21 protein-coding genes are annotated in these 25,219 nt (G+C 55.2%); 12 read left to right on the forward strand and 9 right to left on the reverse strand.

The genetic code is table 11. The annotated features are described in order from the left end of the window. Positions 1 to 219 precede the first annotated feature (219 nt). From EDC14_RS22665 to EDC14_RS22690, 6 genes are all read left to right on the forward strand, one after another. Complete coding sequence (locus tag EDC14_RS22665; RefSeq protein ID WP_132016713.1) at positions 220 to 1,536, forward strand: extracellular solute-binding protein; 1,317 nt, start codon at positions 220 to 222, stop codon at positions 1,534 to 1,536. A 251-nt stretch (positions 1,537 to 1,787) separates the two neighbouring features. Continuing rightward, the gene (locus EDC14_RS22670; protein ID WP_132016715.1) at positions 1,788 to 2,702 is read left to right on the forward strand and encodes a carbohydrate ABC transporter permease; all 915 of its coding nucleotides are present in this window, start codon (positions 1,788 to 1,790) and stop codon (positions 2,700 to 2,702) included. A 95-nt stretch (positions 2,703 to 2,797) separates the two neighbouring features. Beyond that, positions 2,798 to 3,574, forward strand: coding sequence for a carbohydrate ABC transporter permease (locus EDC14_RS22675; RefSeq protein ID WP_243663084.1), 777 nt, complete (start codon positions 2,798 to 2,800; stop codon positions 3,572 to 3,574). A gap of 24 nt (positions 3,575 to 3,598) precedes the next feature. Continuing rightward, positions 3,599 to 5,092, forward strand: a complete 1,494-nt coding sequence (locus EDC14_RS22680; protein ID WP_165908242.1) for a sulfatase family protein — start codon at positions 3,599 to 3,601, stop codon at positions 5,090 to 5,092. Between the two features lie 318 nt (positions 5,093 to 5,410). After that, on the forward strand, positions 5,411 to 6,760 hold the full coding sequence (locus EDC14_RS22685) for a glycoside hydrolase family 28 protein (RefSeq protein WP_132016721.1): 1,350 nt from the start codon (positions 5,411 to 5,413) through the stop codon (positions 6,758 to 6,760). A gap of 24 nt (positions 6,761 to 6,784) precedes the next feature. Continuing rightward, entirely contained in the window at positions 6,785 to 7,453 is a 669-nt protein-coding gene (locus EDC14_RS22690) for a hypothetical protein (protein WP_132016723.1), read from the forward strand. A gap of 198 nt (positions 7,454 to 7,651) precedes the next feature. Here EDC14_RS22690 and EDC14_RS22695 read toward each other — a convergent pair whose 3' ends face one another. Together EDC14_RS22695 and EDC14_RS22700 are read right to left on the reverse strand one after the other, a co-directional pair. Next, positions 7,652 to 8,518: an alpha/beta hydrolase gene (locus EDC14_RS22695; protein ID WP_132016725.1), complete on the reverse strand. Its 867-nt coding sequence runs from the start codon at positions 8,516 to 8,518 to the stop codon at positions 7,652 to 7,654. A gap of 938 nt (positions 8,519 to 9,456) precedes the next feature. Continuing rightward, entirely contained in the window at positions 9,457 to 10,218 is a 762-nt protein-coding gene (locus EDC14_RS22700; protein WP_132016727.1) for a heparan-alpha-glucosaminide N-acetyltransferase, read from the reverse strand. A 317-nt stretch (positions 10,219 to 10,535) separates the two neighbouring features. Here EDC14_RS22700 and EDC14_RS22705 point away from each other — a divergent pair, with 317 nt between their 5' ends. After that, the gene (locus tag EDC14_RS22705) at positions 10,536 to 11,441 is read left to right on the forward strand and encodes a radical SAM protein (protein ID WP_132016729.1); all 906 of its coding nucleotides are present in this window, start codon (positions 10,536 to 10,538) and stop codon (positions 11,439 to 11,441) included. A 24-nt stretch (positions 11,442 to 11,465) separates the two neighbouring features. Here the strand turns inward: EDC14_RS22705 and EDC14_RS22710 are convergent, their stop codons facing one another. From EDC14_RS22710 to EDC14_RS22740, 7 genes are all read right to left on the reverse strand, one after another. After that, complete coding sequence (locus tag EDC14_RS22710) at positions 11,466 to 12,623, reverse strand: ABC transporter permease (RefSeq protein ID WP_165908243.1); 1,158 nt, start codon at positions 12,621 to 12,623, stop codon at positions 11,466 to 11,468. After that, on the reverse strand, positions 12,620 to 13,261 hold the full coding sequence (locus tag EDC14_RS22715) for an ABC transporter ATP-binding protein (protein ID WP_243663085.1): 642 nt from the start codon (positions 13,259 to 13,261) through the stop codon (positions 12,620 to 12,622). Before EDC14_RS22715 ends, EDC14_RS22710 begins: the two co-directional genes overlap by 4 nt. 230 nt (positions 13,262 to 13,491) lie before the next feature. Continuing rightward, positions 13,492 to 14,502 (reverse strand): HlyD family secretion protein, encoded by a 1,011-nt coding sequence (locus EDC14_RS22720; RefSeq protein WP_132016735.1) that lies wholly within the window; start codon positions 14,500 to 14,502, stop codon positions 13,492 to 13,494. After that, positions 14,499 to 15,914, reverse strand: coding sequence for a TolC family protein (locus tag EDC14_RS22725; RefSeq protein WP_132016737.1), 1,416 nt, complete (start codon positions 15,912 to 15,914; stop codon positions 14,499 to 14,501). Before EDC14_RS22725 ends, EDC14_RS22720 begins: the two co-directional genes overlap by 4 nt. A gap of 87 nt (positions 15,915 to 16,001) precedes the next feature. Then, entirely contained in the window at positions 16,002 to 16,622 is a 621-nt protein-coding gene (locus EDC14_RS22730; protein ID WP_132016739.1) for a TetR/AcrR family transcriptional regulator, read from the reverse strand. Between the two features lie 449 nt (positions 16,623 to 17,071). Then, positions 17,072 to 19,960, reverse strand: coding sequence for a PAS domain-containing hybrid sensor histidine kinase/response regulator (locus EDC14_RS22735; protein ID WP_132016741.1), 2,889 nt, complete (start codon positions 19,958 to 19,960; stop codon positions 17,072 to 17,074). Between the two features lie 207 nt (positions 19,961 to 20,167). Beyond that, positions 20,168 to 21,331, reverse strand: a complete 1,164-nt coding sequence (locus tag EDC14_RS22740) for a D-alanyl-D-alanine carboxypeptidase family protein (RefSeq protein ID WP_165908244.1) — start codon at positions 21,329 to 21,331, stop codon at positions 20,168 to 20,170. Positions 21,332 to 21,429: 98 nt separating this feature from the next. Between EDC14_RS22740 and EDC14_RS26935 the strand changes: the two genes are divergently transcribed. The 5 genes from EDC14_RS26935 to EDC14_RS22760 all read left to right on the forward strand — a co-directional run bounded on the left by EDC14_RS26935 (position 21,430) and on the right by EDC14_RS22760 (position 25,188). Next, positions 21,430 to 21,603: a hypothetical protein gene (locus EDC14_RS26935; protein WP_165908245.1), complete on the forward strand. Its 174-nt coding sequence runs from the start codon at positions 21,430 to 21,432 to the stop codon at positions 21,601 to 21,603. A 99-nt stretch (positions 21,604 to 21,702) separates the two neighbouring features. Further along, positions 21,703 to 22,242 (forward strand): CGNR zinc finger domain-containing protein, encoded by a 540-nt coding sequence (locus EDC14_RS22745; RefSeq protein ID WP_132016745.1) that lies wholly within the window; start codon positions 21,703 to 21,705, stop codon positions 22,240 to 22,242. Positions 22,243 to 22,531: 289 nt separating this feature from the next. After that, on the forward strand, positions 22,532 to 23,563 hold the full coding sequence (locus EDC14_RS22750) for an ABC transporter ATP-binding protein (protein ID WP_132016747.1): 1,032 nt from the start codon (positions 22,532 to 22,534) through the stop codon (positions 23,561 to 23,563). Beyond that, positions 23,556 to 24,371: an ABC transporter permease gene (locus EDC14_RS22755; protein ID WP_132016749.1), complete on the forward strand. Its 816-nt coding sequence runs from the start codon at positions 23,556 to 23,558 to the stop codon at positions 24,369 to 24,371. The genes EDC14_RS22750 and EDC14_RS22755 overlap by 8 nt, the downstream gene beginning before the upstream one ends. Beyond that, positions 24,355 to 25,188 (forward strand): ABC transporter permease, encoded by an 834-nt coding sequence (locus tag EDC14_RS22760; RefSeq protein ID WP_132016751.1) that lies wholly within the window; start codon positions 24,355 to 24,357, stop codon positions 25,186 to 25,188. The genes EDC14_RS22755 and EDC14_RS22760 overlap by 17 nt, the downstream gene beginning before the upstream one ends. The last annotated feature ends 31 nt before the right edge of the window (positions 25,189 to 25,219 follow it).

A 25,219-nucleotide genomic window follows, 5' to 3' on the forward strand; every position in this document is an offset into this window, starting at 1 on the left:
TGTAAATACCCGTTTCTCTTTTGCCATTTTCACTCAGCTCCTTATGATGTATTGTACATCCTCTTCTGAGTGTCTAGCAATTCGGGGGAAAGTCACCTATCAAAAACGAAGATCCGATAGAAGGATACTTTCCCAAATTGGCCTCCCTTTATCGGACTCTTTCATGAATGGTATATTAGGATTGGTTTACAAAAAAGAAAATAAGGGAGGAAAGAGAGATTGAAAAGAAGCTTTCGGATGATCGCCATATTGTTGATGGGAATGCTTTTGCTGCTGCCCTCGCTGGCTGAGCGGCAGCCCGCCGCCGCCAAGGATGCGCCGGTTACCTTGCGCTTTTGCTGGTGGGGCAGCGATCCGCGCCATAAAGCGACCCTCAATGCCCTGAACGCGTACATGAAAAAGAATCCCCATGTCAAGATTGAAGCGGAGTATATGGGTTACGACGGATACTACAAAAAACTCCTGACTCAGCTGGCCGGGGGAACCGCTCCCGATGTCATGCAACTGGATACGCAATGGACCTCGGAATTGACGACCCAGGGCGATTTCTTCCTGGATTTAAACCGCTATAAAACCCGGATAAACACCAAAGTTTTCAGTAAAGCATTGATAAAAGATTTTTGCTTGGTCGGTAACAAAATGATCGGCGTCCCGGCGGGAGTCTCCGTAGTCACCATGCTTTGCAACAAAGAATTTTTCGATAAATATAAGATTCCGGCCAATACGGTATGGACCTGGGATAAGTTGCTGGAGTACGGCAAGAAAGTGCATGATCAAAACAAGAATGACTACTTGATCTCCGGCGATATCGATATTATCAACCGGCTGATCGTCCGCCCCTATCTGTCCCAGAAAACAGGGGATGTATGGATCCGCAATGATTATTCCATCGCTTTCGATAAAAAATTACTCGCCGAAACGTTAAAGTATCTCTCCGAACTCTATAAAACCGGCACGATGGAACCCTTCGGGGAAAGCAGCGCCTTTGTCGGAAAGACCGAGCAGAATATCCGCTGGATCGGCGGCAATATCGGCATGGCGTTTGCACTGACCTCGACCATTAGCCAGATGAAGTCCACCGCCCCGGCGGGACGTAAATTCTTTGCCGCCGCGTTACCGATGCATAAAAACGCGAAACAGTCGGGGAACCCGCAACGGCCTTCCCAATTGCTGGCCATCAATAAGTCCACCCGCAACGCGGCCGAAGCGGTGAAATTTTTAAATTGGTTTGTCAATGACCGCGAAGCGTCCTTGATTTTAGGCGACAGCCGTTCCACGCCGGCTTCGAGTGTCGCCCGGAAAGCCCTGGTGGATGGGGCTAAAATCGACCCGCTCATCGCCGACGCCTTGGATTATGCCAACAAAAAACCGGGTAAATCTTGGGGACCCCTGACTGAAAACAGCGAGATCTCCCAGATTAACAAGGATGCCATCGAAAAGATGATCTTCGACAAACTCACCCCGGATCAAGCCGCGGATGAGATTCTCAAGGGTTACAAAGCGAAACTGAATGAATTGAAATCCAGTCAACGCTAGAGCAAAACTCTTTTCCACGCGAAATAGGGAGATTGCCCGATCAAATGGATCCCAATCTCCTTATTTTTATCCAAAAGCGAGTGATCAACCCTGTCCGCAGGCCAGGGTGAACCCAAAAGCTCCGGGAAGCAAGGGATAAAGTCGCCTTCTAGCAAGTGGGTTTCCGGTTCTTCCGAAAGGCTATATCCCATGGCTTCCCGAGGCGGACCGTTTGCAACTTTGACGAAATTATCATAAGGGATTGATGATCAATGCATACTGCGCGGGGAGTATCCAAAAAGCAATTCAACCGAAGCCTTTGGGGGTTGCTATTCATTTCCCCCTGGCTCATCGGGTTTTTGGTATTTCAATTATACCCTCTGCTGGCTTCTTTGGTATATTCATTCACGGACTTCAGCATTTTAAAAAAACCGGTTTTTATCGGGTTTGACAATTACATCCGGATGTTTACCCAGGATGCCCATTTTTGGGGTTCGTTAAAAGCTACCTTAATCTATGCGCTCATCTCTGTGCCGTCCAAGCTGATTTTCGCGTTATTGATCGCCATGATCCTGAATTTGAAACTGAAACTGATCAATTTTTTCCGCACCGCTTACTATCTTCCCTCAATTATGGGAGGGAGCGTGGCCATTGCCATTTTGTGGCGGTTTCTCTTTATGAAGAGCGGGATCATCAACCGGATGTTAGCTATCGTGGGAATTCCGGCCATTGATTGGCTGGGGAGCCCGAATGTCGCCCTGATAACCATCAGTCTGCTGGTGGTATGGCAGTTTGGCTCTTCGATGGTGCTGTTTCTGGCGGGATTGAAACAAATCCCGGAAGATCTTTATGAAGCGGGCCGCATTGACGGTGCCGGCCGGATTCGCCTATTCTTCAACATCACCCTGCCCATGCTGACGCCGATCATCTTCTTTAATCTGATTATGCAATCGATCAATGCGTTGCAGGAGTTCACCGGGGCGTTTGTAATCACCAACGGCGGACCGATGTACGCAACCTATTTGTTCGGATTAAAAATCTACGACGACGGTTTTCAATTCCTAAAGATGGGCTATGCGTCGGCGCTTTCTTGGGTGCTGTTTGCGATCATGATGATCTTTACGGCGCTGCTCTTCAAGTCTTCCAACGCATGGGTGCATTATGAAGACGGAGGTGATCAGCAATGATCTTTCAATCCCTTGCCGATCGTGGGAATCATGCGCGCCATGAAGAATCTCAGGTGGTTTGGACCTATCTTTTCCTGTGCCTGGTGGGCATCATCATGGTTTATCCGTTGATTTGGCTTTTTTTCGCCTCGTTTAAGGAAAATACCGAGCTGTTCTCTTCCCTGCAACTGTTGCCCAAACATTTCGTATGGTCCTCTTACCCGGACGGATGGCAGGGCGCCGGACAGTATACCTATACGACGTTTTTCGGAAATTCCTTGTGGATGGTCGGGTGGACCGTCTTTTTCACCTTGGTCTCCAGCATCCTGGTGGCCTACGGGTTTTCCCGGTTCGACTTTCCGTGCAAAAAGTTTCTGTTCATGCTGATGATTTCCACCTTGATGCTTCCCAATGCCGTGATCATTATTCCGCGTTATATTTTGTTTAAAAATTTCGGTTGGCTGGACGGCTACTTGCCGTTCATTATTCCGGCGGCGTTTGCGTGTTATCCCTTCTTTATTTTTATGCTGATTCAGTTCTTTCGGGGGCTCCCCAAAGAATTGGATGAATCGGCGGAATTGGATGGTTGCAACCCGCTGATGACGCTCACCCATATTCTCATGCCGCTTTCCAAGCCGGCGCTGTTTTCAGCGGGGATTTTCCAGTTTATGTGGACTTGGAATGACTTTTTGAACTCCCTGATCTATATCAACAGCATCCGTAAATTCACCGTATCGCTGGCATTACGGATGGCGATCGATACCACGGGCGGCGTAACCTGGAACCAGATCTTCGCGATGTCGGTCGTAGCGGTGATGCCGCTGGTGCTGATCTTCTTTTTTGCGCAGAAGTATTTCGTCGAGGGCATTGCGACGACCGGATTAAAAGGCTAGCCGCAGGAAGGGATGGTGAGAGCGATGAAGCCGAATATCCTGTTTATCATGTGCGATCAGATGCGCTATGACGCCATCGGCGCCAACGGCAATTCCAAGATCCGGACGCCCCATTTGGACGCCTTGGCGCGGGAAAGCGTCCATTTTACCAACGCCTACACTCCCAACCCCATCTGCGTCCCGGCGCGGGCCAGTTTGACGACGGGTTGCTACCCGCATCAATGTACGGGGTTCAAAGGCAATGACGGAGTTATTCAGCCGGGATTTCCGCTGTTGGGGACGGAGATGCAAAAACGCGGCTATAAGACGTATTGCATGGGAAAATTGCATTATCTGCCCTATATGGCCGCGCCCGAAGCACGCGTGACCCATGGCATCGAAACGGTCGAGCTCTATGAGTCCGGCCGGGTGCTGCAAAAATTTGACCCCAATTTGGAACGGGAGGGGTTGGAGGATTATTACGATTATTTGAAGGAGGTCGGGTGGCATGGTTACACCCGGGCCAACGGGATGGGCAACAACGATGTCTATGCCGCCAGCTCGGTGATTCCGGCCGAACATTACGTGGATACCTGGGTGGCGGACCGGGCGCTCCACCATATGCAAACCCATCTGGAGACGGCCCCGGATCAACCCTTTTTGATGTGGGCCTCCTTTCCCAAACCCCATTCGGCGTTCGACCCGCCGCATCCCTATGACCAGCTGTACGACCCGCGGGAGCTCGACGAACCGGCCGGGGACATCCAAGACTTGCTGAAGCTGGGGATTGACCATTCGTATCAGGAATATATCCGGTTTATGTGGGATAAGTTATCGCCCCAGGCCAAAAGGAAGATCAAAGCCAATTATTACGGGTTAATCACCCTGCAGGACCAACAGATCGGCCGGCTGCTGCAATTTTTGAAAGACAACGGGTTGGAGGAAGACACCATTGTGGTTTACACCACCGATCATGGTGAAATGCTGGGCGATAAAGGGATCTATTTCAAGCGGATTCTTTATGACCCTGCAGTCCGTATCCCGTTGATGATCAAGTATCCGAAAAAGCTGCCCGACAGTTTTCGTACCGCATGCCTGGCGGGATTGCAGGATCTGTTGCCGACCCTGTGCAGTTTGACCGGAGAACCGCTGGAGGCGGCGGTCGACGGGAAAGATCTGACCCCGGTATTGACCCGCGCTGAAAAGGTCCGGGATTACTATGTATCGCAGTGCAATACGGCCGACCCGGACCGGCCCGACAGCCAGATTGCCATGATCACCGACGGCCGGTTCAAATATATCTATACCGTATACGGCGGAGTGGAAGAGCTTTACGACCTGGAAAACGACCCGCATGAACTGCGCAACCTGGCGCCGGAATGCCGGAGCCGGGCGGCCCAATATCGGAAGTTGTTATGGCAATGGTGTGTGGAAAACAACGATCGGGAGATGGTGGACGGCGCCGACTTGGTAAAGGCGGCGAAAGCCCCCCTTGATATCAAACCTCCCGCCAATCCGTTCGGACGAAGATTTTATTAAGCCGTTCACTATATATGTCGCACTAAAAGCGTTGTGATAAACCCCGTCCGAAGGTCGGGGCGTTCACAAAAGCTCAGAGAAGCAAGTGATAAAGTCGTTTTTTAGTCCATTGAAAGGATGATTTCCGAATTTGAGGACTTTATCACATGGCTTCTAAATATTCCAAACAAAAAACTTGGCGACATATTTTCCTTGCTGGATAAGATGAAATAAATTCCACGCTTTACCCTTTTCCAGCCATGCTTTAAGGCTGGAAAAGCTGGTTCGGATTATTTAATTCATCTTATCTATCGTATCCGCTATGACTAGGAGGAAGAAATGGCAACCGTATATGATATTCGGGAGTATGGCGCCGTCGGCGACGGAAAGTTCAATAACGCCGGCGCAATTCAAAATGCGATTGACCTCTGCCATGAAAATGGCGGAGGACAAGTGGTCATCCCCGCCGGGATTTACTTGAGCGGATCCATCCGGCTGAGAAGCCATATCGATCTTCATTTGAAGCAAGGCGCGGTGCTGCGTTGCAGCTTAAAACGGGAAGATATTCATGCCTTTGATAACGGGGCCCTGAAGGCCGCCCGGCCGGATGGTTGGAACGATGGCTGCTTCATCGGGGCATGGCACGAGGAGAACATCACCATCTCCGGCGCGGGAACCATCGACGGGCAGGGACGCGAAATCATGTACGACGATGACGCCGACGGGGGATTTCACGAAGCGCCGCTGATGATCAAGGGATTCCGGCCGCGCCTGATGCTGCTGGAGGATATCCAAAATCTGACGGTAAAAGAGGTCACCCTGTTGGACGCGGCCTTCTGGACCCTTCATCTGGCAGGCTGCCGCCGGGTACGCATCCACAACCTCCAGATCCTCAATAACACCCGGGGCGCCAATAATGACGGGATCGACCCCGATTGCTGCCAGGATGTCCTGATCAGCAACTGCATTGTGAAGACCGGAGATGACGCGATCGTCATTAAATCGACCCGGCCCATGGCGGAGCAGTATGGCAATTGCGAAAACATCATCATTACGGGGTGTATATTAAAGTCTCAGGATTCGGCGCTCAAGATCGGAACCGAAACCCATGGCACCATCCGCAATGTCGTATTCAGTGACTGCATCATTGAGGACTGCTCCCGGGCGGTCGGGATCTGGGTCCGGGATGGGGGAACCGTCGAAGACATCCAAGTTCATCATCTCACGGGAGCGGTGCGCCGGTATGCCGATGCCCCGCAGCGGGAATTCGCCCCCCGATGGTGGGGCAAAGGCGAGCCGCTCTTTATTTCGGCAACGCACCGCACCCGGGAAAAGCGTTTTCCGGGGGTCATCCGGAATATCCAATTCGACCACATCCATCTGAAATCGGAATCCGGCGTCTTTATCGCCGCTGAAGCGGATTGTCCGATTGAGAATGTATCCGTCAGCGAACTGGATCTGACGCTGGCGAAGCAAGGCAGCCAGCCGGGCGGCCTCTTTGACGAGCAACCCTCCGTCAAAAATGTCTATCCCCATGCGATCCCCGCGGTCTATGCCCGGTATGTGAACGGCCTGCGGCTAAAAGAATGCCGGGTCCGGAAAGTGAAACCGCCTATGGAGCATTGGAGCGGTCTGACCGAAACCGAAAACTGCCGGGATCTGGCACTGGACATCCAAGAAGTGGAATAAACCGTATCCGGGAGGACGAGGATTATGGAAGACGCAGACGCAGTATACCGTTTTCATTACCGGAGCAGCCTGAAAAAAGAGTATGGCGCGGCGGAAATAAAGGTTGCATTGGAAGAATGCCAAGCGATCCTCGGCAGGTTCATTGCAGAGGGTAAAATCATGACTGCCGCACTGTACCATCACCGACAGCTACTTTTTTTCTATTACGAATGCATCGGAGATGAGCTAAAGCCGGAACAACTGCTAAAATCGCTTTCGCCCCATCTGGAACTCTGGCCGGGACAGGAGGAATTACGGGAATGGGTCGATATGTACCCCATCTTTTATCACGCGCTTCCCCAGGGAAAGCAGGATTGGGCCAGGCCCAAAGCTCCCGAACTGCGCCGGGGAAGGATCGCTTTTCTAAAACCGGAGAAACTTTTCAGTTATGTTTACCATCATCAGGCCCTGGTCGATGAGGGCCTGTGGTATGGCGACAAGTATCAGTTCATCGCGCTCCATGAAAATATTCTGTTCTCCTATTTTGAGGAACCGAAGACCATCACCAATCTTCAAGGAGATTTGGCGAAACCGTCCCAGGCGATTCAAGAATGGCTAAAGGCCGGGCCGGAGGATCACTTTATTCACCTGCCGGAGGGAAAGGGCGAAAATTTCATGTTTATCCCCGCCTATTTCGCACTGGGCCAAAGTTAAGGAACGGCGAAAAGGATTTCTTCCGCGAAGTATAGCGAAGGAAGCTGGACCGTCTTGATCATGTACTCAAAGTGTCGTGATAAACCCCGCGGGTCGAGGTTTATCACAAAAGCCCGAAGAAGCTGGCGTGAGTGAATATTGAATCAGCCTGAGCTATTTACGCTTCGCTATCCGCGCCCATTAGCGAGAGGCGCCGTGTTATGGCCATAAGCCTCGAAGCCAATTTTCACAAAGTTTTGGCCAGATTGCTACCGCAGGTTCATCCTTGCCCAATCCCAAACCATGCTGACCTTTGGAGAATATATGGAATTCAAATGAAAGATTTTGCTCACTTAGCGCTTGGGCGAAAAGTAAGTTTTGGCGCTGAAAATTAAAGTCATCGTTCGCTGTAACCCATAGAAAAGTCGGCGGCGTTTTCGCAGTAACATGTTTATGATTTGAAGTGAAATCTATCAATTCATCCATTGCAATATCTTTTGGTAATAGCGAACCTGCTGGCAGTTTTTCCTTAGAAAAGGGGGATGTCTCAGCATAACATAAAATGAGCGCATTCAGTTTAGAGCTCGTTTGATCAATCGGATCGTTACAATTTAGTTCTCCAAAAAGTATCGACATCATTTGCGCGTTGCGACTTTCCGGTTCTATCATTTCATTATCAAAATGAGTTCCTAGAAAAGCGGCGAGATATCCACCAGCTGAAAATCCTATCATGCCGATTCGTTCTGGATCAATATTGAATTTTAGGGCATTATAACGAAGATACCTAACCGCGCGTACTGCATCTTTCGTTGCAGTAAATGGAGTATAAGGAGCGACCCGATAATTCAAAACAAAAGCATTCATGCCCATTTGATTTAGCCATTTGGCAATGGGTTCTCCTTCATGAGACGCTCTATATTGAAATGCTCCACCCGGGCAGACAATAATTGCTGGATGAAGTTTCTCTTCTTTTAATAAATAAGGGGTCAGGGTAGGTAACCCTCGGTTATTCAAGTCCGCGATAGAGGAACCTAAGTCGGCATCAGGAAGATTTTTTTCCCAAAGTTTAATATCGTTTAATCCCATCGATATTCTCCTCCCATTTTAATTGACGGTCCTGATGGCCGCGGCTTTCGCGGTATGTTACATAACGAGTAGTATTTGGCTACTCAGTCGGAGTATTATTTGATACTACCGATACTCTGACTGTTGTTGTATTTTTATTCCTGAATTTTTCCATTTAAATTAAAATTTACATATATTTTATTATACTATTTTACTCTACCTATGTTGCAATAAGTTTTTCTAAATTGCCCTTGGTTTCGGAGCAGGAGTCGCTCCGTCGACATCCGAGTGAAAGCCATTCCATCTTTACCCCCCCATTTTACCCGGTTTTAGCTTCACTTCCCCGACTTATCCACAGCCAAAATTCATTAACCCTATTCAACGATCCCGTTTATCCACAGGAATAGATCGTTTATTCACAAAAAGAACTCTTTTATTCACAAAATGAGCTTGCTCAGCGACTGAAAGAGCTCATTCTTCCGAAAAAGAGCTCGTTCAGTCACAAAATGAGCTCACTTATCCACAAAAAGAGCTTGTTCAACGACTGAAAGAGCTCGTTTATTCACAAAATGAGCTCGTTCAACGACTGAAAGAACTCTTTTTCCACAAAAAGAGCTTACCCGGCGACTGAAAGAGCTCTTTCAGTTACCCAAAGAGATCCGTCACTCGCAAAATGAGCTCTTTCGGCTCCTCAACCCGGTCACGGATCCGCAAAACGACGCCAAAAGAAAAGAGAGCCCATCCATTTGAGCTCTCTGCAATCACACGACCATAGCAGCTTGGAAACTTTCATCGTTTTGAACGGCGCGGGTCAAAAGCCGCCGATGCTCGATCGGTTCGTAGAGCATTCGTAATGAAACCGTATCCGTAGGGATGGACATTCCGCTCGATCCCGCAATTTCCCATTTAACCCGTCACCGAAAAGGTTGCCCCGTCTCCTCCCGAAACCAGCCGGCGCATCATCCGCGTCCGCTGAGCCAGCCGTACAGATAGAGCAATCCGATCAATAACGGCTGGTGGATCAGGTAAATGAGCAGCGAATGCTCTCCCAAGCGGCAGCCCCAGCGGATCACCGGCAAGTGGCGGCGGTCTTGCAAGCGAAACCGCCGGCGGTAGCCGGCATACAGGGTATTGCCCAGGAACAGGCCCCACAGGATCAAGCCAAACCAGGGAAAGAGCGGAAAATAATCGGCCGCGAAAAAATCCTCAGGCTTAATCCCCAGCCAGAGCAGCCAGGGCCCGGCCGTTCGCTGCTTGGCGAGGTACGATCCGAGGGCGATGCTGAGCGCGCCGAAACCCAGATTCCAATACCGCAGCCGCAAGAAGGGATAACTCACCAAGACGGCCAGTCCGATGAGATGCAGCACCCCGAAGCGGACAAAACCCTCCCGCAGGAAAAGCCTGGTCACCAAAGTGACCAGCATCCCCCATAAAAAGATCTTGCCGCCCCGCCGGCAGTTTTTCCAAAACAGCTGGCCGCGTTCCTCCGGCCCGGCTCGCGCGCTACCGAGCGCCAGGGACACCCCCGCCAGGGTCAAAAAAAGGGCCGCGGTGAGCCGCTGCCAGATGATTCCGGCCCGCCAGGGAAAGCTCCGGATGAAGCCAAGGAAATAAAGATCGTCCAGCAGGTGAATGAGAATCATCGACACCACCGCCGCGCCCCGCAAAAAATCGATCTCCCAGAACCGCCCGGCCGGCCGCTCCGCGACATTCCGCCCCATCCGCCGTCTCCATTCTCTGAACTCATGCACAGCGGCTGTATTTTTTCCCTTCCCCAAAAGGGGTATACCCTCAACAGATCCCGGCGGGAGCGCCATATCCGTTGAAATCAATTCTGAGTATTCTTTCCCACCCCATGGCCAACGGCTGGAAATACGGACCTTGCGGTGGATATTTGAACTTATGATCAAAGAAATAAGTTGCAAAGATTCCGGGCCCTCAAGAAACTGATGCAACCGATATAACGGATAAATCGATAAAAAAATGGGAGATTAATCTTTGATCCAAGATCAAGCTGATTAAAGGAAGGGAATCGTCTTTGCCTTACCAAGCCTCCTACGTACGGCTGCTGAAAGACGGCGGGCTGGCGGAGCGAAAAGCCAAGGCTTACCGGAGGCTCTCCTGTTGCGACCTCTGCGCCCATGCCTGTCAAGCGGACCGGCTGCGGGGGCGGACCGGTATCTGCCGGGCCGGCCAGTCGGTAACAGTCGCGGATTACGGCCCCCATTTCGGCGAGGAAGATGTACTGGTGGGCCAGGGCGGCTCCGGTACAATCTTCTTCACCGGCTGCAATTTACAGTGCGTTTTCTGTCAGAATTGGGAGATTAGCCAGCTCCGGGAGGGCGAGACCGTATCCGTTGAGACGCTGGCCGGGATGATGCTGGAGTTGGAGGAGAAGGGCTGCCATAACATCAACCTGGTCACCCCCACTCCCTACCTGCCCCCGATCCTCGCCGCCCTGGAAGTGGCGGCTGCCCGCGGCCTGAGCCTGCCGCTCGTTTATAACTGCGGCGGTTACGAATCCCTTGCCGCGCTGGAACTGCTGGACGGGGTGGTCGACATTTATCTGCCGGATGTCAAGTTCGGCGACGACGCGACTGGTCTCAAGCTCGCCGGGGCGCCGGATTATTTCGCCGCGGTGAAATCGAGCTTAACAGAGATGCACCGCCAGGTCGGAGATTTACAACTCGACGAGCGGGGCATCGCCTGTCGCGGCCTGATCGTCCGCCACCTGGTCCTCCCCGGCGGTCTGACGGGCACGGTCGAGATCGTCCGTTTCATCGCCGCCGCGATCTCGCCCGATACCTATATCAACCTCATGAACCAATATTACCCGGCCTACCGGGCCAAGGATTATCCGCCGCTCCATCGCGGCCTCTCGGCTCGCGAATACCAAGCGGCGCTGCAGATCGCCAGGGAGGCCGGGCTGCATCATTTCGCCTGAATCCCGTTGCTCCCCCGTACGTCTTCAGGCCCGGGTCATCGTCCGCCGGACCATCCAATAGGTCAGGGGCAGGCTGATCAGGGCGAAGACGGCCAGGATCGCCAGCTTGGGCCAGACCACGTTCCAGCCGGCGCCCATGATGGCGATGGCCCGGACCGCCTCCACGAAATGGCTGAGCGGCAGGAGCCGCGACAAGACCTGGATCACCGGCGGCATGCTGAGATACGGCCAAGTATAGCCGGAGATCAGGAAGGAAGGCACCGCGATCAGCATGGAAATCTCAATGGCCTGCGGCATGTTCTGGGCCAGGACCGAGATGGCCATGCCCACCGCCACCAGGACCACGATGAAAAGGGCCACCGTCAGCAGGAGCAGCCAGGGGTCGCCGCGCAGCGGCACTTGGAAATACCCGAAACAAAGGCCGTACATGATCAGCGCGTCCAACGCGTAAATCATGAAGTAGACCAGCAGCTTGCCTCCGATCAGCTCGCCCACCCGCAGCTTGGAGAGGGAGAGCTGCCGCCAGGTCCCCTGCTCTTTTTCCTTGACGAACGAGAGCGCCACCCCGAGGAAAGTCACCTGCTGCAGCACGGTCCCGATCAGCCCGGCCAGCATGAAGACGAGATAGCTCAGGGTCGGGTTGTACCAGTTGCGGGTCCGGAAACTCAGCGCCGTCACCGCCTGGTATGCCTTGGGCGGACTCATCCCCAGGCCCTGGATAACCTTCATAGTGACTCCGGCGCCGATGGTCGCCACCACCGAGCTGGCGGCGGAGGCCACCGTATTCATGGTCAGAATGTTCGAACTGTTGATGACCAGTCCGACTTCGGCGCCGCGGACGTTTTTGAGGTCCGATTGCAGATGCGGCGGGATCACGACGCCCATGATCGCCCGTTCGCTCTGGAGCGCCTGCTCCAGCTGGGCGTAGGTATCGACCGCGCCCACGATCTTCAGCCGCTCCGAATCGCCGAAAGCCCGGGTGATCATCCGGCTCATCTCCGATTGATCCTGGTCGAAGATGACCACCGGCAGATTCGTCACTTTCTGCTGGATATAGAGGAAGCCGCATAAAAGCGTCAGCGCCAGCGGCGCCACAAAGGCGATCATGAAAAGAATATTGTCCCGGGTGATGTGCAGAAACTCTTTTTTCATCACACCGGCCAGCCGTTGCAGGGTGTTCATCGGGTCGCCTCCTTCGCCGCCGGCGGCGGGGCGGGGGTCTCTTCCAGGCGGCTCAGGGTCCGCCGGTTCAGGTGATAGACCGTCTCGCACCGCGCGGCCAGCGCTTCGTCGCTGGTGCAGACCAGCACCGCCGTTCCGGCCAGCCGCCATTGGTCCAGGATCGCGCCGAGTTTCCCCCGGAGCGGCTTATCCAGGCCCCGGCTCGGATCGTCCAGCACCACCAGATCAGCGCCGCCCACCAGCGCGCAGGCGACCTGCAGCATCGGCCGGAGCCCCGCCGGGAGCCGGGAGGCCCGCGTCCCCTCCCAACCGTCCAGGCCGGCGGCGGCCACAATCCGCGGCAGTCTGGCCCCGTCGTCGCCGTGAATCAAGCGGCAGAACTCCAGGTTCTCTCCGACCGTCAGATCTTGATACCAGGAGAACTCCTGGGTGACCAGGAGCGCCGTCCCGGAATGTTCCACCGTCCCCCGGTCCGGCCGGCGCAACCCGCTGGCCAGCTCAGCCAGGACGGTCTTGCCCGCACCGCTGATTCCAAAGACGCCGGCCCGCTCTCCGGCGGCGACGGTCAATTCGACCCCGTCGAGCAGCCATTCTTTCCGCCATCCCCGGCGGCAGCCGGCGTTTTTCATCTCCAGCACATTGCCCAAGGCAGATCCCTTCTTCCCGTGTCGCTCTATAAGTTAAATTAAATACCTTTGATAATCATGTCCCTAAAGCCGGCCATGATCAAAAATTGAAAGGATTTAATTCAACTTATTACCGCTGTAATAGGATGAAATAAATTCCGATTTAATACCATTTGCATTCGGCTTTAGGAATGCAAATCTTCGATAGATATTTATTTCATCCTATAATAGTATACTTTCCGTCACTTCCGGGGCGCCAGCGATATCAGGGCGGTCATCCCCGGGCGGAGCTTCAGGTCGGAATTATCGAGCTTGATCTTGACCCCGAAGGCGACCAGGTCCTTCTCGCCTTTCTCCTGGTAGGCCCGTTCCGTGGCGTAACTGGGCTTGGCGCCGATATTATAGACCTTGCCCCGGTAGACCTTGCCCGGAACGCCCAAAACCTTCACCGGCACGATCTGCCCCAGGCGAAACTGCCCCAGAGCGGTCTCGCGCACCTTGACCTCGACGTGGATGTCGCGCAAATCGCTGATGGTCACGATGGGCATGCCGGTGGAGACCAATTCGCCGCCGGTCACCGCCTTCATGGTGACGGTTCCGCCGATCGGCGCTTTGACTTTGGCGTCGTTCAGGTAGGTCTGGACTTCGTCCGAAGCCGCCTGGGCCTGCCGGACCAGGGCCGCGGCGGACTCGACGTCCTCTTTCTGCGCGCCCTCCCGGACCAGATCGTATTGTTCCTTGGCCGCGTTGTAACGGGCCCGCGCCACTTCCAGCTCGGTGCCGGCCACATCCAGCTTCTGCTGGGCCAGGACCCCTTCCTTATATAATAAGGAGAGCCGGTTGTAAGTGCTCTGCGCCAGGTCGAAGCCTGCTTTGGCCTGCGCCATCATCTCCCGGGCCTGTTCAAGCTGCTGCGGCCGGGCGCCGTTCCGCGCCTTTTCGTACTGAAAGGTGGCCGCCGCCAGGGCCGCTTTGGCCAGGTTCGCCTTGGCCTCGATATTGTCCGCTTCCATGACCGCGATGACCTGGCCGGCGGTCACCTCGTCGCCCTCATCCACCAGCATCTGGGCCACCCGGCCGGGGATCTTGACATTCACATCGGTCTCTTCCGCTTCCAGGCTGCCGCTGATCTCGACCGGCTGCGCCTCGTCCCCGGCCACCGTGGCCCGGGAACGGTGCAGCGTCACGAAGAGCAGCGCCGCGCCCACCAGTACGATGAATAATCCCACCAACACTTTCCCGGCAATCTTCATTTGGAATCCTCCTTACCCTTTCCCATGGCCCGGTCCAACTGGGCCAATGCGATGTTATACATGCTCAGGGCCTGGCTGTAATTGTTCTTGGCCTGGGTCAGGCCGACCTCGGCGTCGATCCGCTCCAGCGAGGTGCTGAGCCCCGCCTGGTAACTGATCTCCACCATCCGCAGCGTCTCCTGGGCCTGGGCCAGGCTCTTTTCGGCGACCTGGATCGCAGCCAGGGCGGCCTCAGCATTGCGGTAGGCCTGCTCCACTTCGAGTTTGACGCCGCGTTCGAGCAGCTCCCGGCCGGTGTTCGCCTGCTGCAAGACGCTCTCGGCCTCCGCCACCTGTTGATCCACCAGGCCGTGGTCGTATAGTTTCATGGTGGCGACCACTCCGACCGTCAATGACGGCGCTTCGTTGTTGGGCTCGATCTTATGGCCGTCGACCACCAGGGCCACGGTCGGCTTTTTGCCGCTCTTGGCGATGGCCACCGCCTGCCGGGCCATCTCCACCTTGGCATGGGCCGCTGCCAGCTCCGGCCGGTTCTGCAAGGCCCGCGCCTGGCAAGAAGACAGATCCTGCGGCAAGGGGGCGGAACTCATCTGGTCGTTTAACACGTAAACCGTGCTCAGGTCGACTCCCAACACGAAGTTGAAGGCGCTCCGGGCCAGGTTCAAGTTGTTCTGGGCCAGCAGCTGCTTTTGCTTCAGGTCGGCCAGCTTCACCTCGGCCCGCATCACATCGAGTTTGGGCACCATGCCCGCCTTGTAATAGGAATTGGCCTCGGCCAGGTGATGCTCCATGCTGGCCACCGCTTCCTCCATCGTCACCTCCAGCCGCTGGGTGAAGAGGACGGTATAGTAGGCTTTTTTGACCTCCATTACCAGGCCGTTTTCGGCCGCGGCCAGATTGGCCCGGGCGTTGGACTCGTTGGCCTGGGCCTGCTTATTGGCAGCCGTCAGTTTATTCCCGGTATAGAGCGGCTGGGCCAGATGAATCTGGAGCCCGTAGTAATTCAGCCCGTCATCGGGAAGCTCTTCTTCAGACATTTGGGAGGCAATATATTGGTAATAGCTACTATCCGACTTCGCAAAAATTTGTTTCAGGCTATTATTCAATTGCGCCAACCCCCGGCCCACCGTCACAATGTCCGGCGGGTCGTTCAGGTGGTTGTACGCCCCGCTCAAAGTGACCTGCGGGCCGTAGGCCGAAGCCGCCTGCCCCGCTTTGGCCCGGGCCGTCCGGACATCGCCTTGGGCCAGCTGGCGTTGTAAGCTGTTCGCCATGGCGATCTGGACCGCTTGGTCCACCGTCAGGTTTTGAGCCGGCTTGCTCTCGGCCAGGCAAACCGGGCCGAGTCCCAAAATGGCAATCGCCACCGCCAATCCGGCAACCATCGGCCATTGCCGCGCCTTTACTTTCATTCGTTTCACTCCTTTGCTATACTCAGGGACGATAATTGACTGACAGTCGAGATAGCCAAAAAAAATTATCTTTCCGTTTGCGGGACCTTAACCCTTTTGCTGATGAATCCCATACATGGCCAATTGAAAGATGGACTCCCGGTAATGGTCGAGGTCGTCGCCGATCCGGCCCATTTCATACTGGATAATGATGCCCAGGATCAGGCCGATGATCGTCTTGGCCATCTTATCCACGTCGAAATCGACAAACTCGCCGGCGGCGATCCCTTCCCGCAGCACCCGGCTGACCATCTCCACCCATTCCGAGGATTTATTCTTCAATCCCCGCACCAGGTCGCCGAGATGGAGAAAGATCTGCTCATCCACCTGCACGAAGAGGGTCTCGATCAGGCCGCGCCGTTCCCGGTGGTACTGGATGAAGGTGTCATAGAGGCCATATAAAGTTTCGGTAGCCGACTTCCCCTCGGCGATGACTCCGTTCATCCGTTCCCGCAAAAGGTCCAGACCTTTTTCGAGAATGGCGATGTAAATCTCATCCTTGCTTTTAAAGTAAGAATAGATCGTCCCCTTGCCCAATTCGGCCTCGCCGGCAATCTCATCCACCGTGGTAAGTTCAAAGCCTTTTTGGGAGAATAGTTTTTGGGCAGCAGTCATAATCACTTCCCTGCGCATCTGCTGCTCGCGTTCTCTGCGGTTGGCTACTGTCAAGCGGCCACCTCCCTCGATAATCGAATTTAAGTCTTAATCCGACCGACGGTCGATAATTTATTCTACCCCCCCTTTCCGAAGGGAGCAAATTGCGATTTGCCGTGATAAAGGCCATCAACTGGGTTGAATAGACGTTTTTGCTATCTATACCAGATTTTCTCCTAAATTCGCTGATTTTAATGCGCTACGGCATTTTTCGCGGGATGGCCCCTTCGCTTGGCCCACCGGAGGATTTTCCCGCGAGCATTTGCCTGGACAGACCTTTCTTTGGCCGTTCGCTTCTTATTCCTATTGTATGCTCTACCGGCATTCGTAAAATACGGCCCATAAAAAAACCGGACGCTTTGAACGCCCGGATGCCATCCGACCTGCGGGTGATGTCCCGCTGAATGATTCCATGCATCGCTTTCGGAGAAACTCCCGTTTGCGCCGCCCCATCGGAACCGACGTTACGAAGCGGTCGTGAGACGGGTTGGCGTTGCGCGCAGAACCCTTTGCAATACTTCGCTCAGTTCTTCGATGGTGTACGGTTTGATAATTTTGTCGCAAAACCCGTAGTCGCTGTAATGAAGCAGCACCGGGTCGTCCGGATAGCCGCTGGTGACGACGGCCCGGGCCCGGGGATCGATCTTCAGCAGGCCGGCCATTGTTTCTTTGCCGCCCATGCCGCCGGGGATGGTCAGGTCCAGCAACACCAGATCGAATGGCGCTCCCTCCCGCAGCTTCCGGCCATACTTTTCGAGCGCCATTTGGCCGTTCTCCGCATACTCCACTTCATAACCGATCTCTTGCAGCATCTCGCCGGCGGCCTGGCTGAGGACCAATTCATCCTCCATCAGCAGGATCCTGCCGCGCCCCCGGGTGAGCACCGCTTCTTCCCGGACTCCTTCGACCCGTTCGCCACGGACCGCCGGCAGATAAATGGTGAAACTAGTGCCCACCCCTACCGTGGAAGCGACGCTGATGTGGCCGCCATGATTGGAGATAATAAAATAAGAGGTGGCCAATCCCAGGCCGTTCCCCTCCGGCTTGGTGGTGAAGTACGGATCGAAAATTCGCGGCAGATTTTCCGAAGCGATCCCCATGCCTTGATCGGTCACGACGATCCTGAGATAGTTTCCGGGCTTGACCGGCAGGTACTCATCCATCCCGACCCCGATATTATCGGCTTCGACGCTTAACTGTCCACCATCGGGCATGGCCTGGAGGGCATTGATCGTCAGATTGCTCAAGACCTGGCTGATCTGACCGGAGTCAACATTGACCGTCCAAAGATCCGGGGTGATCCGGAAACGGCATTTGACATTGGAGCCGCGTAGCGCGAACTCCACCGTATCGTGCAACAGATCGTTCACCGCGGTATTCCGTTTCACGGGCGCGCCGCCTTTGGAGAACGTCAACAGCTGCCGGGTCAAGGCGCTGGCCTGAAAGATGGTCTCTTCCATGTTTTGCAGCGCCTTGGCGACATCCAACCCCTTGGTCAGCTTCAACCGGGCCAACTGCAGGTTCGCCAGGATCGCCGTCAGGAAATTATTGAAATCATGGGCGATTCCGCCGGCCAGGAGGCCCAGGGACTCGATCTTCTGGGCTTTGAGCGACTCTTCTTCCATCTCTTGTTGCCGGGTGATATCCCGGATAGTCTGGATCGCCCCGATAATCTGTTCTTGATCATTCTTGAGCGGCGTCGCCCGGGCCTCGAGATAGATGCCTTTCGCTCCGCCGCCGGCCGGGGCCAGCGCGAGCCGGGCAATGAAGGTATCCCCTTCGCGGCTGAAGGAACGGAACGCTTCGGGCTGCCGATACCCGTCCCAGATAGAATCGACCAGAACCGGGCGGTTTTCAAAGAGCGCGATGCCTTGATAATAATCGGCGCGGCCGCTGACCGCCTCCCGGCTGATGCCGGTCAGCCGCTCCATCGCCCGGTTCCAAGCGATCACCCTGCGTTCCCCATCCAATACGAAGACCCCGTCAGGTATCGACTCGATGATCTGCTGCAGTTGATTGGCCAGCCGCAGTTTTTCGGCGGCCTCTTTCCGCTCGGTGACATCGGAAAGAACCGCCACCCCGGCGATGATGGCTCCGTCCCGGTCGCGAATGGGCGCCGCGCTGATCTCGACGACGCCGCTGGTACCATCGCCGCGCCGGAGCGTCAGTTCTGCCATGGGGACGGTCTCCCCCTCCATGATGGCCCGCGTCAGCGGCCATTCCTGGGGCAAAAGCGCGGATCCGTCGCGCCGCAGCCACTGGAAAGCTCCGTTCTCCGCCAAAGATGCGCCACTATCGACAGGCTGCCGAAAGATGGCGGCCACTTGGTTATTGGCCAGGGTCAACCGGCCGGATGGCGCTTCGGCGATGAGCACTCCGGAAGGCATCTGTTCCAAGACCGAAGCCAAGCGGGCCCGTTCGTGCTCCAACTGGTTGAAGAGCGTTTCTCTTTCAGTGATGTCATGCCAGGTGACGATCGCTCCGCCGATATGGTTCCGCAGCCGGAGCGGGGCCGCAGCCACCTGGAGAGTAAGCTCCCGGCCATCCTGATGGAGATAACGAAAATAACGTTCCCGCACTCTAGCGCCTTGTAACGCCTGATAAGGCGGGAACTCCCCGGGATTCAGCGGGTTCCCGTCGAGCCGGCGCAGGGCTGACCGCAACCCCTCGATGGCATTGGGCTCCGCATCCAAACCGAACAGGGCCGCTGCCACCGGATTGGTCCGGGACATCCGTTCGTCGACATCGAAGATGGTCACCGCATCATTCATGGCCTCAAAAACCGCATCCAGCTCCGCCGCCCGCTCTTCTGCGCGCCGCCTGGCCGCCATCAACTGTTCATTCAGCTGCTGAAGCTTGTTGAGCGCCTCCTCCAAACGCTGTTTCGCTTTGACCTGCTCGGTCACTTCCATCAATGAGAGAACGAAGCCCTGGACCACGCCCCGTCCGTCGCCGACCGGGACCAGGCTCCAATCCCAGTAAGTCGTCCCCCGCCAGGGCTGATACTCGTAACAAAAGGGTTTGGCATAGTACTGGGCGGGCTGGCCGGTGTCCCGGACCCGCTCAAAAATGGCGCGGTTCTCGGCATTGGGAAACAACTCAAAATGATTCCTTCCGATCAGCTCGGCCCTGGAATGGCCCGAGCCGTCGACGTAAGCCGAATTGACCTTCACAAAGTTGAACCCCCGGTCCAGAAACGCCAATTGCGTCCGGGTATTCTCCATGATGGCGTCATAAATCGCTCTTTCGTTATCCATGGTTGGAGCCGATGCGGCGGCGGCGGGGGGAGTGGTCCGGATTCCGGCGGGGCCCGCGGCGGGCTGCGGGAATAGTGGCTTGGATGGTTTTTTCATGCGACGGTCATCCCCTTGTCAGACTTGACCGATCTCTCATGTCGTTTTACAAAATTCGCCATTTATTGCCAGATTCCTCTTCCCTCAGGGCAGGATAACCGATAAAAAAAGCAACTCTACGCCTGGATACCACGATGAGTTGCATTGGGATGAATAAAACTACAGATCCCCGTATTATCGGGCCGTACGGCTATTCCCGAAAGAGGGCTACCGGGCGCTCTTCCGGAACAGCCCCGTAAAGAAATCCCTCAACCCGCGCCAGAGGCGGGTCAGAAAGTTGGCCTGTTCCACCCGTTCCACCGCATAAACCGGCGCCCGGGCCACCGTTTTTCCGTTTAAGGTCGCCGTCATGGTTCCAATCCTCCCTCCGGCAGCCACCGGCAGTTTCAGCTTGGGGTCGACCGCGATCCTGGTCTCGATCAGCTGGTCTTTGCCCCGCTCGACCACGGTGCCTAAATCCCCTTTGAGTTTCACCGGCACCAGCTGTTTCTGGGCCGCGCTGATCGATACCTGTCCGGCCGTTCCCTTGCTTTCTTTGATGGTCTTCCACTGAAAGTTACGGTAGCCGTAATCCAATAAGCGGCGGCTCTCCGCCAACCGTTTGGCATTGGTCTCCGCTCCCAGCACCACGCTGAGCAGCCGAAAATCGCCCCGCTTGGCTGTGGCCGACAAGCAAAACTTGGCTTCATCGGTATGGCCGGTCTTCAATCCGTCGCAGCCCCGATAGACCTGGATCAATTCGTTGGTATTGCGCAACATGAACTGCCCGTCCCTGAATTTATCCAGCCAAATCGAGGTGAACTCGAAGATCTCCGGATACTGAACCAGTTCGCGGGAGATGACCGCCAGATCGTAGGCGCTGCTGTAATGCCCGGGATCGGGCAGCCCCGTTTCATTGGCAAAATGCGTGTTCTTTAACCCGAGCTCCCTGGCCTTCTCGTTCATGGCTTCCACGAAATCCTGGACCGACCCGTAAAGGTGTTCGGCAATGGCGGCGCTGGAATCATTGGCCGATACTACGGCGACGGTTTTAAACAATTCCTTTAACGGAAAGGTTTCACCTTCTTTCAAGTATACCTGGGAACCGCCCATTGTGGCGGCCACCGCCGAAGTCGTAATCGGATCATTCCAATGGGCCCGGCCGGAATGGATATCCTCCAGGATCAGGAGCATCGTCATGACCTTGGTCACGCTGGCCGGAGGCAACCGTTGGTGTTCGTCCTGCGCGAATAAAACCCGGCCGCTGACCGGATCCATCAGGATCGCCGCCCGGGCGTCGATGTTAAACGCGGCGCGGGCCGGTAGAGTCCAGCCGACCATCAACCCCAGCAACGCCGCAACCGCAAGAATTACCGTTTTTTTAAAACGCAAACCGCTTCCCCCTTTTCGGCAGATGTCCATCATGGGACGCCGCTCCGAACCATCCTGGTTCGTCCTCTCCCAAAGCATTCCCAAAAGGGGAAAACGCTATGAATCATCTCATTCGGGGAATTGCTTATCCGGGATTGCGTTCCGTTTCGGCGGCAGGTTATACTATAGAGGATAAAAAGCCATGGGATAAAGTCTCTTTCCAACCGATTCGGCCTGTAAAAGTAAAAATCGACTTTATCCCTTGCTTCTCCGAGCTTTTGTGTTCGCCCTGACCTTCAGACAGGGCTTATCACAACGCTTTAAACGGAAGGTTTAACCTTCCGGGCTTGGGTTTCCTTCGGCGATACGTTCGTTTTTCGGGAGGCTGAAATTTGGATTTTCTCTGCATTGAGCTGGTCAACAGCGGCTGGTACATTACCCATAAGCCGTTTCGGGATCCGTTGCGGGATCCGGTTTGGCTGGCCGAATTCCTCCGACGCTGGGATCTGACAGAAGTGGCGGCCCCGTCCGCCGTCGAGCTGGACCAGTTGATCGCCTTGCGCGGTTTGCTGGCGGAATGGATTGATTCGATCTGCCGCGCCAAAGCACTGACTCCGGAGCAACTGGCAGCAGCCAATCGCTACCTGGAAGCGGCGCCTTTCCACTACCGGGCAGAGCTATCGGAAGGCCGGTTCCAATTGGTTTTGAAACCCGCCCGAACGGATTGGGATTTTGTGCTGGCGAAGAGCACCGCCTCCCTATTTGAGCTGCTCTCCCAGTATCCCCTCGACCGGATCCGGCAATGCGGGAATCCCGAATGCCGCTGGGTGTTTTATGACGAGAGCAAGAGCAGCACCCGCAAATGGTGCGGCAACACCTGCGCTTCCCTGATCAAGGTACGGAAGTTTCGGGAGCGGCAAAAAGGCGGCTGATTTTTTGGAAATATTTTCTTGACATTTTATCCTCCTTGTTGTTAATATAGTAAAAAAACAATGTATACAAAATACGTTTGGGAGTGCATCTAGGGTTCCACCGTCGGAACGGGTCGGTCCGAGCGATGCAAGACGGCGCAATCGTCACACCCTTGGGAAAAAAGCCCGGGGAAGGAGTCTCAACTCTTTCTCCGGGTTTTTATATAGGCCAATGGTCTTTTTGGATAATTGAAATGATTGCTGCTATATAAGTGCGGTAAGTCAAAAATTAGACGGGGAGCTGATGATGATGCCCGTTGTGACCGTCTCCGGGCTGACCAAAAGGTTTCAGACCAAGGTAAAGCAACCGGGGTTATCCGGCAGCGTCCGCTCTTTGCTCCGCCCCGAATACCAGACCATCGACGCGGTCCGGGGGATCTCCTTTACCGTGGAGCGCGGCGAAATCCTCGGCTTTATCGGTCCCAATGGCGCCGGAAAATCGACCACCATCAAGATGTTGACCGGTATTCTCCGCCCGACCGCCGGGCAGCTCCGGGTGCTCGGCTTAAACCCGGGCCGCGACCGGGTGCGGCTCGCCTTTCATATTGGGAGCGTCTTCGGGCAGAAATCACAACTCTGGTTCCATCTGCCCCCGGCGGATAGTTTTCAGTTGCTGGCCGGGATCTATGAGATCCCCGCGCCGGATTATCAAAAACGCTTGGACTTCTTGGTCGACCTCTTCGAGTTGGGAGAGCTGCTGTCCATCCCGGTCCGCCGGCTCTCCCTGGGGCAACGGGTCCGTTGTGAGATCGCCGCTTCCCTGCTGCATCAGCCGGAGATCATCTTTCTGGACGAACCGACCATCGGTCTGGATGTAGTGGTCAAACAGAGGATTCGCGACCTCATCGTCAAGCTCAATCGCGAAGAAAAAACCACCATCTTTCTGACCAGCCATGACGTGGGAGATATTGAGCAGCTCTGCCACAGGGTGATGATCATCAACCATGGCGCGATCGTCCTGGATGAACCGATCCAACACCTGAAATCCCATTATTTAAACAAAAAAGTGATCAGCGTGCGATATAGCCAAACGGTCCGGATCGATCTGCCGGGACTGGTCCAATGGAAGGAGGACGGGACCAGCGAGGGGCACGGTTATGCGGCACGGATCGAAGTCGATACGCTCACCCAGAATCTGAGTCAGGTCATCGCCCAGCTGCTCTCCTACGGCGAGGTGGCCGACATCACCATCTCCGATCAGCCGCTGGAACAGATCATTGCCGCCATTTATACGGGCGGGCCCGAATTGCCGCCGGAAAGGGGCCGTGTTGCCGATGCCTGAAGTGATCGCTTTGACGCTCCGGAAAGCCCGGAAATATGGGCTGGTCGCCCGGACCAGCCTCCAGAACAGTCTGGCCTACCGCGCCAACTTCATTTTTGACAGCTTCTTCTACGCCTTTATCGTCTTTATCTTCATGCAGCTCTGGCGATCCATCTTCCATCGGGGCGGCTCCATCGCCGGATATTCGTACTCCCAGATCCTTTGGTATCTGATCATCACCGAGATGCTCACTTTTTCCCAAAGCAATGTATTTGAGGACCTGAACCAGGATATCAAGAGCGGCAACATTGCTTACCTGCTGAATAAGCCCTTTCATTACCTGCTCTATCAGTGCGCCAACGGAACTGGCCCGATCCTTGTGAAATGGCTGATTAACGGGCTGACCGGACTGGCTTTGGGCTCGCTCTGGATTGGGCCGTTGGCGGGCTTTTCCCCGATCCGCCTCCCCTTGCTCCTCCTCGCGATGGCCAATGGCTTGCTCTTGAACTTTCTGGCAATGGCTTGCCTGGGGTTGAGCGCTTTTTGGCTGGAGGAGAACACCGCCTTTTACTGGATCTATCAAAAACTCACCTTCATTGTGGGCTTGTTTCTCCCGCTCGAGTTTCTGCCCGCCTGGGCGCAACGGATCGCGCTGTGGCTGCCCTTTTCTTACGTCAATTACGGCCCGGCCAAATTGGTGGTGGCTTTCTCCGGCCCAGCCTTCATCCGGATCGTTACGGTCCAATTCCTCTATATCCTGGGGCTGGCGGCCTTGGCCGGATGGATTTTTCGGAGAGGAGTGAAGCGAATCAATGTCAACGGCGGATAATCCCAAGGAGAAAGAGCACGGCAGCGCGAGCCTCGGGAAGCATTTGCAATTATTCGGGGCTTACCTCCGGTTCAACCTGGCGGCGGCCATGGAGTACCGGGGCAGCTTTCTGTTGCAAGTCTTCGGGATGATCGTAAACAACGCCGCTTTCATCATTTTCTGGGCGGCGCTCTTCAGCAAGGTTCCGCGGATCGGGAACTACGGTTTCCGGGAGGTGATGTTCCTGTGGGCGCTGGTCTCCGCCTCCTTCGGGCTGGCCCATATCTGCTTCGGCAACATCGGCCAGGTCTCCCGGATGATCCTCCAGGGCGAGCTCGACACCTATCTGCTCCAGCCGAAGGACGTCTGTCTCAATCTGATCGCTTCCCGCAGCATCGTCTCGGCCTGGGGGGACCTGGCTTACGGGATCCTCCTCTTCGTGACGGTCTTTGGCTTTGAACCGCTGCGGCTGGGGTTGTTCTTCGCTTTCACCGTCGGCAGCGGACTGTTGATGGGGAGCGTCATCTTTTCCGCCCAGGTATTGACCTTTTTTGTCGGAAACTCCTCCGCCATTTCCCGCCTGGTCACGGAATTTGTGATCAGTTTCACCCTCTATCCGGAGTGCATTTATCGCGGCCCGGTCCGTTGGGTGCTCTATAGTTTGATACCCGCGGGGTTCATCGTCTTTGTACCGCTCCGGATCATGCAGGCCTTCTCCTGGCCGGCCCTGGGGCTGCTCGTCGGCGTGGATCTGGCTTATGTCTGCTTGAGTTACTGGCTATTCCGGATCGGCCTCCGGCGCTATGAATCGGGCAATCTGATCGGAACGCGGATGTAAAATACATATTCCCTCCGCCCTTGGGGAATTT

The organism is Hydrogenispora ethanolica (genome assembly GCF_004340685.1).
Classification (GTDB): domain Bacteria; phylum Bacillota; class UBA4882; order UBA8346; family UBA8346; genus Hydrogenispora; species Hydrogenispora ethanolica.

Bases quoted from the DNA above. Each gene is read 5' to 3' on its own strand.
- EDC14_RS22670 (WP_132016715.1), top strand. From the start codon at position 1,788: ATGCATACTGCGCGGGGAGTATCCAAAAAGCAATTCAACCGAAGCCTT.
- EDC14_RS22675 (WP_243663084.1), top strand. From the start codon at position 2,798: ATGGTTTATCCGTTGATTTGGCTTTTTTTCGCCTCGTTTAAGGAAAAT.
- EDC14_RS22680 (WP_165908242.1), top strand. From the start codon at position 3,599: ATGAAGCCGAATATCCTGTTTATCATGTGCGATCAGATGCGCTATGAC.
- EDC14_RS22685 (WP_132016721.1), top strand. From the start codon at position 5,411: ATGGCAACCGTATATGATATTCGGGAGTATGGCGCCGTCGGCGACGGA.
- EDC14_RS22690 (WP_132016723.1), top strand. From the start codon at position 6,785: ATGGAAGACGCAGACGCAGTATACCGTTTTCATTACCGGAGCAGCCTG.
- EDC14_RS22695 (WP_132016725.1), bottom strand. From the start codon at position 8,518: ATGGGATTAAACGATATTAAACTTTGGGAAAAAAATCTTCCTGATGCC.
- EDC14_RS22700 (WP_132016727.1), bottom strand. From the start codon at position 10,218: ATGGGGCGGAATGTCGCGGAGCGGCCGGCCGGGCGGTTCTGGGAGATC.
- EDC14_RS22710 (WP_165908243.1), bottom strand. From the start codon at position 12,623: ATGAACACCCTGCAACGGCTGGCCGGTGTGATGAAAAAAGAGTTTCTG.
- EDC14_RS22720 (WP_132016735.1), bottom strand. From the start codon at position 14,502: ATGAAGATTGCCGGGAAAGTGTTGGTGGGATTATTCATCGTACTGGTG.
- EDC14_RS22725 (WP_132016737.1), bottom strand. From the start codon at position 15,914: ATGAAAGTAAAGGCGCGGCAATGGCCGATGGTTGCCGGATTGGCGGTG.
- EDC14_RS22735 (WP_132016741.1), bottom strand. From the start codon at position 19,960: ATGAAAAAACCATCCAAGCCACTATTCCCGCAGCCCGCCGCGGGCCCC.
- EDC14_RS26935 (WP_165908245.1), top strand. From the start codon at position 21,430: ATGAATCATCTCATTCGGGGAATTGCTTATCCGGGATTGCGTTCCGTT.
- EDC14_RS22750 (WP_132016747.1), top strand. From the start codon at position 22,532: ATGCCCGTTGTGACCGTCTCCGGGCTGACCAAAAGGTTTCAGACCAAG.
- EDC14_RS22755 (WP_132016749.1), top strand. From the start codon at position 23,556: ATGCCTGAAGTGATCGCTTTGACGCTCCGGAAAGCCCGGAAATATGGG.
- EDC14_RS22760 (WP_132016751.1), top strand. From the start codon at position 24,355: ATGTCAACGGCGGATAATCCCAAGGAGAAAGAGCACGGCAGCGCGAGC.